Here is a 10,999-nt window from a genome sequence, read left to right as displayed (position 1 = left end):
ATGACCTGCAGATTCCGGCGCCTTGATCCGCTACACCACTTGGCCGGACGCCACCGCCGACCCGGGATCAGGGACGTGGTCTGGTCCCGCTGAACACGGCTTCGGGGAACAATGAGGACGCCTCACCAGCCCGGAGCGGGACGCGATCACCGGGATTCCTCCGTGGATACCCCGTCCTAAAGGACTTCGTTGGCGGATTCGGTCGGGCGGTCAGTTCGAGTCCAAGGCGTGCGAAGCGGCTGATGTGGGTGGAGCCGATGGGAGTTTCGGTCCACCAGGCGTCGAGGCGGCGGAAGTTGAGTCCGGCGGCGATCAGGACATGACCGAGGCGGGTCTTGTGCAGCCCGCGGTAGGGGGTGGTGCGTGTCCGTGTGACCCGGACAGCCTGGGAGAGGGTGCCTTCGATTCCGGCGCGGGTGCCGTAGGCAGCCTGCCACTGGTCGGTGTCCTGCTCGCGTCGGCGCTGGTCAAGAGCTTGCTGCTGGGGCCGGGCAAGGAGGGTCAGGTTGCGGCCCCACTTGCTCATGGCGCTGGTGCATGCGGCGCGCACCGGGCAGGCGTCGCAGTCGGCCTTGGCGAAGTGGACCCGGATGATCTCGGTGCCGGTGGGTTTGCGCTGTGCGGACCAGCTGACACTGCGCTGCAAGCGGGGGCAGGTGACGGTGCGGGCCGGCCAGCCGACGGTGAAGGCGTCCTGCCCCAGGCCTTCCCCGGACCGGTTCTGGGCGGTGGTGTCGCCGCGGACCGGTCCCATCAGCTCGATGTGCTGCCCGGCGGCGGCCACCAGCAGCGCGGCAGAGGTGTAGCCGGAGTCGACCAGGTGGATGGCGGGCAGCAGGCTGCGTGTGGCCAGTGCCTGGTGGACGGACTCGGTGATCTCCCACGTCGGCAACGGTGGCGTCGGTGGTGGCCACGTTCGTGATCAGGTGCGGGGCCCCCGGCTCGCAGGTCTCGGTGAAGTGGACTTTGTAGCCGTCCCAGCCCGCGCCGCGTTTGATGCTGTATCGCGTGTCGGTGCCGTAGGGGCTGGACAGCCTCAGCCTGCCCGGCGGGAGGTCCTAGCCCTCCCGCCGGCGCACCCCCTTCTCGTCACGGTGGTACTGCTGTACCCACGCGGTCCGCAGCACCTGCACAGCCCCGACGTGACGCAGCCAGACTGGTGTGTCGGGCACATGGAGGGCCTCCAGCAGCGCGAATCCGTCCCGTCCCACGGTCAGGGCCCACCGCTGGCGGGCGTCGGCTCCCCTGGGGAAGCGGAAGGAGTCGATGCGCTTGCCATAGCGCTCGAACCACCGCGGCGCGACGGTCTGCGCCCCTGTGGTACGTGCAACCGTGTTTCCACAGGTCAGGGGCCCGATCCGGGCCCTAGGCGTGTCGAATTACGCGGAACGCGGTTCAGGTGGCGCCGAAGTCGCCGCATCACGGGGTGACTTGTTTCACAGCGCGGACACAAGCGCCGGGATATTTGACCCTGTCGGCCGGTCACCGGGAGTGGCCACGATTGCAGCTGCACACCGTTCCCTAAAAGGAGTTCAGGATGCCGATCAAGAAGGCCCGCTCCACAGCGTCACATCGCTCCACGTCACGGCGTAAACGAATGCTGCTCTTCGGTCTCGCCGGAGTAACCGTGGCCGGGGCGGCGACCGTACCCGTCGCCTATGGTGCGCTGGCTCCGGCCCCACCGTCATCCATCGTCGATCTGAGCACATCGGAGACGTTCGACACCGGCAAGCTGATGGGGACGCTCTGCCCGGCGCCCCGTAGCAGGGACTTCTTCTCGGATGTCACCTTCTGGATCTTGGACCCGGTGGGCGGCGGCGTCGCCGAGGACCCGTCCAAGGGCGTAGGCGACCTCGGGAGCGTCGGCGTTGACGGAGAGCTCCACTTCTTCCAGGGCCACTGCGAGTGGCCGGTCACCGATGTGAAGGACGACGTGGGACCGGCCCAGGTGGTCTCCCGGCCACTGATCAACTGCGGTGACGCGGTCCTTCTCCGCGAGACGGTGTCCCAGAACTTCTCCACCAGTCAGACCTTCACCACCAGCCTCTCCATCGGCGGTGGGTTCGACTTCGCGGTGATCAAGGACGTGCTCTCGCTGAGCGGGAACGTATCGGTGACCCGGTCCTGGGCGTTCGGGAAGGAGGAGTCGTTCTCCCGTACGGTGTCGATCGACGTACCGAAACGGACCAAGGGCTACTTCGAGCGGGTCCCGGTGATCCGCACCGTGGTCAGCCAGCCGGTCTTCGTCATCGAGAAGATCGCCCGCGCCAACCGGGACGGCTCGAGCGGCATGAACGGCTGGAAGGACACGGGCAGCATCCGCATCACGTCACCCGCGTTCCGGACCGAATCCTCGGCGGACGTACTGGACGCCAACAACTTCCCTTCAGGCACGATCCGCGCCCAGGACGACCCGGTCACCCCCGAAGACTGCGACTGACCGGAACACCGCGACCGGCTGATGCTCTTGTCCACGAGCGGCAAGATCACCGGGTGGTGCCCAAGCCGGAGCCAAAGGCTGCTTGAAGGGCACGAAGCCAGGTCCGTTGCCGCCCGCATTGCCGGGTACCGGAAATCAGCCGCGCACGACGTCTGCCGTACCCGGTGGATGAAGGGGGCGCGACTGGGCGGTCATCATGACGAACCGGCGGGCGGCCTTGGCGTGCTGAGGCCCGCGAAGAGCGGAAGAGGGAGACGCGGATGCTCAGGGCTGTGACCGAGGCGTTCGACAGGACCGTGGACGTGCTCGTCGTGGCTGGGGGGCTGGGCTGCGTGGGGGCGGGATGCTTGGCCTTGCTCCGGCAACCGGAGCCGATCCAGGGCCCTGCATGGGTGGTCCGCGCCTGGGGGCTCGGCTTTGTGCTACTGGGATCTCGCTTGTCGTCGAGCGGGTGAACCTGGTGGCAGGCGGGGCCGCTCGCGGCCAGCTCGATAGTGGTGGTCTGCGCCGCCCGGTGGCGGGAATCGCCGTCGACCGGGCCGTGAATGAGCGGCAGCAGGGGACCGGTCATCTCCTGGAGCGGGGCGTGCCCAGCGGCTCCACCGGTCCGTACCCGTCGGCACCCACCCCGGTCATCACCACCCGGGAGGAAGCTCATGGACGCGCGACACAGGGGGTGTCATGATCACGCGGGTGTCCGGCGTGGGTCCGGCTCAACGGAGGGAACATGAGGCTTTACCTCGGCATTCCGGTCGTTCTGCTGGCGTTGCTCATTGCCGTCTCGGGCATAGCGGCGCTTACCCGCGGATGGGTGCTTCCCACGAACCGGAAACCCATCCGCCACCCGAAGCTCTACGGCTGGGGGCAGTTGGTCATTGCCATCGCCCTTTGCTGTCAAGCGGTCTTCGGGCTGATGACCAACGACCTCGACACCCGGCAGTGGGGAACCTTGACCGGCAGCGTACTCATGGTGACCGGCATTGTCGTGATCGCGATGAGTCAGCGTACGGCTGGTTCATCAGCCAGGTAGTAGCGCGCCCTGAGTGAGGTCCTGGTGATCAGGACAGCGAACTCCGCCAGCCAGACAGGATGCGCCGACAGCGGCTCGCGGCCCACCGTAGGCGCGGCCACCGGAGCCACAGCGGCAGCTTCCATCCCCCCATCGCAACCACGGCTGCCGGGGACCTGCCGATCGGAGCGCTCCCCGCCCTCCGGCCCCCGCCGACGACCACCAGCGAGCATCTGGAGCAACATGTCCGAACGACGCATAGGAGCGGTCCTGGCCGCCGCCGGGGCGCTGCTGACCCTGGCCGGGGCAGCGATGTACGTCCTGCCCGGGCCCGGCTTCCCCATCCTTGCTATCGGCCTCGCCGTGCTCATCACAGGCCTCGTCATGATCGTCGCCACCCGCCGCAGCTGACCCGCCCCCTCACCCCCTGGAGACCTTCGCACTCATGACCTGGCACTGGATCGGCCTGGCACTCTTCTCCCTCACCCTGCTTCCGGCAGGGCTGGCGATGGTCACTGGCCACGTGCCGAAGCGTCTGCACCTCCGACTCACCCCGGCGCCTCCGCGCGGCTGGGCTGTCCTCGCGCTGTACGCCGCCGCGCCCCTCAACGCGATCCCCCGTCTGGCCGGGGCCTCACCGGCGATCACCTTGGCCGCTACCGCCACCGCAGGCATCGTCGCCACAACCGGATGCGCGGTCGCGGCCATCGCGGCGCACCGCACAGCAAGTGCCGCGTCATGACGAGGGCACGGTGCTGGCGGCGCGAGATGAGATCAGTCAGCCTCTGGTGGACCACGCTCACACTCATACTCTGGCTGCTGGGCCGCACCACCAGTCAGCCCACGGACCTTCTACGCTGCGCCGCCTCCGCAGCGCTGCTGGTCGCGGTGGGGGAAATCGGAGACTGGCTGCGCCGGCGCCGGCGAGCACACCGCGCTCCCAACCCCCTGCAGCCGCCCGCGCACCGAGGCCGCGTGACACGGCCCTGATCTTGCAGCAGGGACCGCCGCGATGGGATCAGAGCAACCCGCTCGACCGTGCCTTCATGATCACCTGGGCGCGGTTGCGGGCGCCGAGCTTGTGCATGACCTCACGCAGATAGGTCTTGACGGTGTTGACCGACAGGTTCAGCGCGGCGCCGATCTCAAGGTTGGTGTGGCCTGCCGCGACGAGGCGCAGGACGTCGTACTCGCGGGCGGTCACCGGGGAGCCGCAGGGCGTGGTGAGGGCGGCGTGGTACGTCCCGGTACGGACGACGCTGTGGATGGCGTCACGGACCGTGGTGCCGTTCGCGTCCTTCATGAGCAGTCCGCAGGCCCCTGCCGCGAGGGTGTGGGTGACGACGGCATGCTCGGGGAAGGCGGTGGCCACCAGCACCCGGCTGTGCGGGACGGTCCGGCGCAGTTCGGCGACCACCTCCGCGGCAGGGGCGTCCGGCGGGCGGAGACCGAGGAACGGCACAGCGCCGGTCAGTTCGCCCAGATGCCCGGGAGCGAACCGGCCTGCGGCCACGGTGACCGTACGGGTGACGGCCGTCAGCGCAGACGGCAGGACACAATGACGGGGCAACGGAGCTCCTTCGGAACAAGCTGTCTTGGTCGACTGCCTGTACCAACGAGATCCGTTTCTCTACGTCGAGAATTCTTCAACTCCCTTGCGTGACCGGCGAAAACGCCAACTACCCGGCGTTGGGTCAGGGCCCGTGGCCATCAACTGCCTGACGTTGTTGAATCGGAAGCTACGAATGGGCTCTCGGTGTGGTCAGTCATGGCAGGATCTCGACGTACCCGTCGGTTCCGTGCACGCGGATCCGCTGCCCGTCCCGGATCAGCCGGGTGGCCTGCTCCACGCCCACGACGGCCGGCAAGCCGTACTCCCTGGCGATCACCGCGCCATGGGTCATCAGACCGCCGACCTCCGCCACCAGGCCCGTGATCCCGACGAACAGGGGCGACCAGCTGGGGTCCGTGTAAACCGTGACCAGGATGTCGCCCGCCTCGAGATCGGCCTCCGCCATGTCAAGGATGACGCGGGCCCTTCCCTCGACGGTCCCGGCGGAAACCGGTAGGCCGATCAGGGCACCGGCCGGCACGTCGTCGCGCCGGTACGCCCCGGTGACGGTCTCGCCATCCGAGGTGAGCACCCGGGGCGGTGTGAGCGCGTGGTACGACCGGAACGCGTCCTTGCGCTGCTGGATGAGCTGGTCATCCACCTGATTCGAGCGCACGACGTCGTGGAGTTCCTGGAACGTGAGGTAGAAGATGTCCTCCTTCTCAGGAAGCACGTGGGCCTGCACGAGGCGCTCGGCCTCCTCCAGCAGGGCCTGCTTGTAGAGGAAGTAGCGGCTGACGATGCCATACTTGGGGTACTCCCGGTACCCGATGAAGGTTCGGACCCGGTCGATCATCCGCTTGGCCTCGTCGGCTTTCCGGTCCCCGTCCGGCAGGGCCCGCAAGCGTGACAGCACGTCCTTTTCCTTCTTCTGCGCCTTCTGCCGCCCTTGCTCGAAGCGCCGCTCGGCGGCGCCCGGCTCGAAGTTTCTGACGTTGTCGAGGACCACGGGCACGAGCGTGGTGGGGCGCTCGCGCCAACGTGGCCTCGTGATGTCGATCTCGCCGACACAGCGCATGCCGTACCGGTCGAGGTAAGCCTCTATGGCGTCGCGCGCTTCGGTCCCGCCCGCGAGCTTCGCCAGCTCGTCCAGGAAGCCCTCGCCCTCGACGCCCTGCAGGAACGCCACCACCTCCGGATGCGGGCGGATCACGTCCGCGACGTCGAGCAGCGCCAGTCCCATCTCCGACGTGACGTTGTCGGGGGCGGACAGCGTCAGCGTGTCAGCCGCGTTCTTCTCGCCCAGCCAGTCCCGCAGCTTGTCGTTGAGCCACCACGTGGCTTCCATCCCCGCCGTGATCGCCTGAAGGTTCAGCGGATCACTGAGGAGTCGCTTGTGCTCCTCGAAGGCCTTCACCAGGAAGTCGAACAGCGCCGGTCCGGTCTTCGTCCGGATGTCGCGCTCCAGGGCGGCGACGGACGCCTGGCTGCGCTCGATCAGCTCAGTGACGATGACCGGATCGGTCTCGATCGGGGCGGACGCACCGCTGGCCGGCGGCCCGCCCGGACCAGCGTCCGGGAGCGACGGGACGAAATCGTCGCGGTCGAGGACGGTCTCCAGCGCGTCCCTGATCAGCGGATCGCCTCTCCCCATGACGTCCAGGAGGCCGGCGCGGCTCGCGGGTGAGGCCAGGTGCCGGGTGACGTCGACGAACAGCCTCCCGCCGGCCTCGTGCATCGGCGCCATGGCCGTCAGCTGCCACACGGAGAGCCCCAGGGGCTTCATGGGGTCGGTCATCATCTGCTGATGACCAACGGAGACGTAGACGTGATTCTCCTGGTCACCGGTCGCGGGGACGGGGAACAGCGTCGTGATCGGCCGGCTCTGAACGAACTGGAAGCCCTCATCGACCAGGCACCATTCGATGTCCTGCGGGCGGCCGAAGTGCGCTTCGATCCGCCGCCCGAGCTGCACGAGCCGCACGACCTGCGCATCCGTCAGCACCGGCTGCTCCCGCCGCTGCGAGTCGATCGCCACCTCCTGTGTGCCGTCGGCTGGCAGGGCGTGAACGCCACGATGTCTGGCGGCGATCACCATGTCGACGACTTCGCCGTGTCGCACCTTGAATACGTCCGGGTTCACCAGGCCGGAGACGAGGGCCTCGCCGAGGCCGAAGCCGGCGTCCACGGTGGCTACCTGCCGGTTGCCCGTGACGGGGTCGGCCGTGAACAGGACGCCGGCCGCATGCGGGAAGACCATCCGCTGCACGACCACGGCCATGCGGACCGTACGGTGGTCGATGCCGTTCCGCTGACGGTAGGTCACGGCCCGCTCGGTGAACAGCGAGGCCCAGCACCGGCTGACGTGCCGGAGGATCGCCGTCGGCCCCACGACGTTCAGATACGTGTCCTGCTGACCGGCAAAAGAGGACGTCGGCAGGTCTTCTGCCGTCGCGCTGGATCGGACCGCGTAGGCGGCCTGCTCGCCGAGCTGGGCGAGCGCGCGGGTGATCACCGCCGCGAGATCGCCCGGGATGGCAGTACCTTCGACGGTCCTGCGGATCTGCGCGCCGAGCCTGCGGATCGCCTCCCGGTCGTCCGGGTTCAGGCGCGACAACTGATCGAGCCGATCGTCGATCGACGGCACTTCGGCCATGATCCGCCGGAAGGCGCCCGTCGTCACGCAGAAACCAGCCGGCACCCGGATGCCGTCGATCCGCGACAGCACCCCCAGGTGCGCGCCCTTGCCGCCGACGACCGCGACCTGCGTCTCGTCAACCTCTTGCAGATCCCACACGTACTGCTCGATCATCGCGATACCTCCCAGTTGGCCGTGTCCTGCTGTACTTCACTGGCCGATCGAATCACCGGCGCCTCTCCAGCCCTGCCGAACCTCTTGTCGAGCACGTCCTCGTCCCTGGCGGCCCTCCCCCTGACGAGTCGGCAGACCGCTCCGCCCAGTCGGGCGACGCGCACCGTCGCGCCTCCGTGCCGAGCACCCGCAACTGCACCGCCGGTCCCACCACCAGTTCGACGTCACCGCGTCCCCCATGCATCGACAACAACGCACGCACGTCGTGCCCCCGCTTCCGCAGGCTGTGGCCTTGGCCGACGACTCTGCGTCGTGACCCGGGTCTTGCCGCAAGCCCCCCAGTGCGCTATAGCTTGAGAGTGGCAAGGAGAGAGTCCTCCTTGCCATCGCCTTTTCCGCTGTACTTGCCGAACGGTGCTGAAGGCCGGGTGGCGGAGAGTCAGGAACGGTATCTCCGGACCCCGGGCAGCGCGATCCCGTTCCCGGGCGCCCCGGTCTTTACGCCGGGGTCCTGGACCGGCCAGGCCGCACTGACATCCGGATCGACCCGCCGGCCGCCGACGACACCCACGTGTCTGTCGACGCGGTACGTCTCGACGGCCGTGCCACGCAACAGACGTGCGTCGCCGCCGCCTGCCGCCCATCGGAGGCACGCTCGACTTCCTGCCGGGCGGGCAGCCGGACATCATGTGGGCCGGAAATCCAGAGGGTCTGCGAAATGTCAGGCGGGCTCCGCCGTCCAACCCGCAGAGCCCGCCACTGTGCTGATGATTCGTCAGGCTGTGTGCAGCGTCAGCCCGTACCGGTTGAGGATCTCGTTGACGGGCTGGAACCAGGTCTGGCCGCCGGTGCTGCAGTTGCCCCAGCCGCCGGAGGTCACGCCCTGTGCCTGGTCACCGCTGATGAACGAGCCACCGGAGTCGCCGGGTTCGGCGCAGGCGCTGGTCTTGGTCATCTGATGCACCGGGCCCTGGCTGTAGTTGACGGTCTCGTTGTGGGCCTGGACCGTTCCGCAGTGCCAGTGCGAGGTCGACCCCGAACGGCAGATGGACGCGCCGACGGGCGCCACGGCCGAGCCGCGCACCAGCTGGTCGGAGACGGTGCCCCAGCCGAGCACGACCGGTACGGTCCACCAGCCGCTGCCCACGTTGACCCAGGCGTAGTCGTTGCCGGGGAACGAGGAGCCCTGGAAGTTGCCGATGTAGGAGCGGTCCCAGCCGCTGACGCCGGCACCCGCCTGTCCGCAGTGTCCGGCGGTCACGAATCCGCCGTACACCGAAAACCCTATGGAGCAGCGGACGTTGCCCGTGTAGTACGGGTCGCCGCCAACGGTTCCGGCGGCGAAGGTCGTGGGTGCGCTCGACGTCTCCTCTACGGTGACGGGCCCGGCTTCATGGGCACGGGCGAGAAATCGCTCGACATCGTTGTCTTCCCGCTGGCCAGTGACAACACTCACGACGACCGAGCCGGCCTTCGGATCGGCGTGCCAACTGCTGACCCCTGCGGGAGCGGACAGTTTCTCCAAGCGCGCCTGGGTCGCGGCGAGCTGTCGTGCGCTGTGTGTGACGGTATGGACGGTCGCGCCGGCCGCCCGTACGGCGCGGAGGGTCGTGGAGGAGGCGTCACGGGTGACGCCGACGGTCAGTTTTCCGCTCGGGGCGTCGAACCAGGAGCCGCCGTAGGAAGCTCCCGCGGCCCGGCGGGCCTTCGGTTCGGCGGCCGTCGCCGTCTTCTCCGCAGCGATGCGCGCCACGGCCTGGGTCTTTGACAGGCCCAGGTCGCGCTGCATGGCGGAGAGAAGCCCCGCGGAGGCGGGTGCTTTGGTGGTTGAGGGGGAGTCGCTGGCGGAGGCGGGCAGCGAGCCTGCCGTCGCGAACGTGCCGAACATGAGCAGCGCTGCCAGACCGGCGCGCGTAATCGTCGTGCGTCTCAAGGGAGTTGCCCTTCGTTGTTCCAGCAAGGTGGGGGTGGAACGGAGGTGCAATGAGAGCGCTCTCACAGGTGTGGCTCGGCAGAGCGTAGCGTCTGACGATGGGCAGGTCCATACCAATGCGTTGCCGGAGTGTCACCCGATTGGTGGTGGCAGGCGGAGCCTGTCGCGTCCAGGTAAGGGCCGGAATGACGTCTGCGTCCGGGATCTGACGTGCCACCGCGGGGCGTTCGTATGTTCCGGTTCACGCGGTTGAAGGTGTTGATCAGGGAGGTGACGGAAACCGGGGTGGTGAGTTGCTCCTCGTCGTCGTGTTTGGCGGCGTTCGCCCGGGCCTCGTCCGTGACACCACTGGCCGCGTCCGCGATGCGCGTGCCCTGCTCCGTCAGCTCCAGCGCTGCGCGCTCGGCCTCGGTGAAGACCGTGGCCTCCGCCATGCCGCGACCAGGTTGAGTCGCACCGAGGTCTCACCGGCGGCGGTGGCCTTCCTTGGTGTGAATGTCGGTGCAGAAGCCGCAGTCGTCGGTCCGGCTCGGACGGATCCTCACCAGCTCCTGTGTCGCGGCCGGTGGCGATGAGCCGGCGACCACGCGGCAGGCCGCGACGATGTGCTCAGGAACCTGTCCGCGGTCGGGTTGCCGTTGATGTTCAAACGGGCGCTCATGGTGAGCTCGGTGTCGCCGACCGGGTGCGGATGATCAACCGGCTGCGGGACGTGCTGACCGGCGTCTTCCCCGTGCTTGAACGAGCTTTCGACTGCAGCTCGCGCAAGAGCGCCCTGGTGTTGCTGACGGGATATCAGACCCCGTCCGCGATACGCCGCCGAGGCCGGGCATGGAAGACGGCCTGGCTGCCAACCGGGGTGTGCGCGGCGCGGGCGGAAGGACCCTCTATGTGATCATCTTCCCCGCCCTGGTGGCCGTCCGGTGCTTCGCCGCCAGGTTCTTCGCCCCCCGCCCCGTCATCGCCAGGGCTCCGCCCCGCGAGTGCGCCGGCCTCCCGCTGCTGCGATTGAAACCGTTCAATCTCCATGTCAGGGGCGTGTGGGGCGCCGCCGACCAATTTTACGCTCCCGACGGCTCGTCAGGAAATTCCTGCGCGCTCCATTGACCCCTGCCTCATACACCCCTACGTTCACCGCCGTGAATCGATTCATCGTTTCTATGTGAGGGGCCCTGATGATCAGCAGGAGGAACATCCTGGCGGCCACGGCGGCCACGGCGGCCACGGCGGCCACGGCGGCCACGGCGGCCACG

General features: G+C 68.3%; 10 protein-coding genes and 2 pseudogenes. 5 read left to right on the top strand and 7 right to left on the bottom strand.

The annotated features are described in order from the left end of the window. Positions 1–67: 67 nt before the first annotated feature. Both RB628_RS36050 and RB628_RS36045 read right to left on the bottom strand, forming a co-directional pair. Positions 68–892: a transposase gene (locus RB628_RS36050; RefSeq protein ID WP_318324852.1), complete on the bottom strand. Its 825-nt coding sequence runs from the start codon at positions 890–892 to the stop codon at positions 68–70. A 166-nt stretch (positions 893–1,058) separates the two neighbouring features. Continuing rightward, positions 1,059–1,211, bottom strand: coding sequence for a hypothetical protein (locus RB628_RS36045; RefSeq protein ID WP_318324851.1), 153 nt, complete (start codon positions 1,209–1,211; stop codon positions 1,059–1,061). Positions 1,212–1,537: 326 nt separating this feature from the next. On the opposite strand from RB628_RS36045, the gene RB628_RS36040 reads away from it, so the two are divergent. The 4 genes from RB628_RS36040 (at position 1,538) to RB628_RS36025 (ending at position 4,191) form a co-directional block, all read left to right on the top strand. Further along, a complete protein-coding gene (locus RB628_RS36040; RefSeq protein ID WP_318324850.1) occupies positions 1,538–2,440 on the top strand; it encodes a hypothetical protein in 903 nt (300 codons plus the stop codon). A gap of 727 nt (positions 2,441–3,167) precedes the next feature. Further along, positions 3,168–3,470, top strand: coding sequence for a hypothetical protein (locus tag RB628_RS36035; RefSeq protein ID WP_318324849.1), 303 nt, complete (start codon positions 3,168–3,170; stop codon positions 3,468–3,470). 222 nt (positions 3,471–3,692) lie between these two features. Then, complete coding sequence (locus tag RB628_RS36030; RefSeq protein WP_318324848.1) at positions 3,693–3,860, top strand: hypothetical protein; 168 nt, start codon at positions 3,693–3,695, stop codon at positions 3,858–3,860. Between the two features lie 34 nt (positions 3,861–3,894). Further along, a complete protein-coding gene (locus RB628_RS36025) occupies positions 3,895–4,191 on the top strand; it encodes a hypothetical protein (protein ID WP_318324847.1) in 297 nt (98 codons plus the stop codon). A 276-nt stretch (positions 4,192–4,467) separates the two neighbouring features. On the opposite strand, the gene RB628_RS36020 is transcribed toward RB628_RS36025, so the two are convergent. The 4 genes and pseudogenes from RB628_RS36020 to RB628_RS36005 all read right to left on the bottom strand — a co-directional run. Then, entirely contained in the window at positions 4,468–5,019 is a 552-nt protein-coding gene (locus RB628_RS36020; RefSeq protein WP_318324846.1) for a response regulator transcription factor, read from the bottom strand. A gap of 196 nt (positions 5,020–5,215) precedes the next feature. Then, positions 5,216–7,813, bottom strand: a complete 2,598-nt coding sequence (gene rph / locus RB628_RS36015; protein ID WP_318324845.1) for a rifamycin-inactivating phosphotransferase — start codon at positions 7,811–7,813, stop codon at positions 5,216–5,218. Positions 7,814–8,588: 775 nt separating this feature from the next. Then, positions 8,589–9,701, bottom strand: a complete 1,113-nt coding sequence (locus RB628_RS36010) for a S1 family peptidase (protein WP_412180779.1) — start codon at positions 9,699–9,701, stop codon at positions 8,589–8,591. A 260-nt stretch (positions 9,702–9,961) separates the two neighbouring features. After that, a pseudogene (locus RB628_RS36005) lies at positions 9,962–10,407 on the bottom strand (carboxymuconolactone decarboxylase family protein); the annotation flags it as partial. A 12-nt stretch (positions 10,408–10,419) separates the two neighbouring features. Between RB628_RS36005 and RB628_RS36000 the strand changes: the two are divergent. Next, positions 10,420–10,625 (top strand): annotated as a pseudogene (locus tag RB628_RS36000) (IS110 family transposase); the annotation flags it as partial. 151 nt (positions 10,626–10,776) lie between these two features. On the opposite strand, the gene RB628_RS35995 reads toward RB628_RS36000, so the two are convergent. Then, the coding region (locus RB628_RS35995) for a hypothetical protein (RefSeq protein WP_318324854.1) at positions 10,777–10,999 on the bottom strand (223 nt) is incomplete at its 5' end.

It is taken from the genome of Streptomyces sp. ADMS (genome assembly GCF_033441795.1).
GTDB lineage: Bacteria > Actinomycetota > Actinomycetes > Streptomycetales > Streptomycetaceae > Streptomyces.
This window is presented reverse-complemented; position numbering and strand designations above follow the sequence as displayed.

What these genes read in the sequence shown, in the direction of transcription:
- RB628_RS36040 (WP_318324850.1), top strand. Translation starts at nt 1,538, where the DNA reads ATGCCGATCAAGAAGGCCCGCTCCACAGCGTCACATCGCTCCACGTCA.
- RB628_RS36035 (WP_318324849.1), top strand. Translation starts at nt 3,168, where the DNA reads ATGAGGCTTTACCTCGGCATTCCGGTCGTTCTGCTGGCGTTGCTCATT.
- RB628_RS36030 (WP_318324848.1), top strand. Translation starts at nt 3,693, where the DNA reads ATGTCCGAACGACGCATAGGAGCGGTCCTGGCCGCCGCCGGGGCGCTG.
- RB628_RS36025 (WP_318324847.1), top strand. Translation starts at nt 3,895, where the DNA reads ATGACCTGGCACTGGATCGGCCTGGCACTCTTCTCCCTCACCCTGCTT.
- rph (WP_318324845.1), bottom strand. Translation starts at nt 7,813, where the DNA reads ATGATCGAGCAGTACGTGTGGGATCTGCAAGAGGTTGACGAGACGCAG.
- RB628_RS36010 (WP_412180779.1), bottom strand. Translation starts at nt 9,701, where the DNA reads ATGTTCGGCACGTTCGCGACGGCAGGCTCGCTGCCCGCCTCCGCCAGC.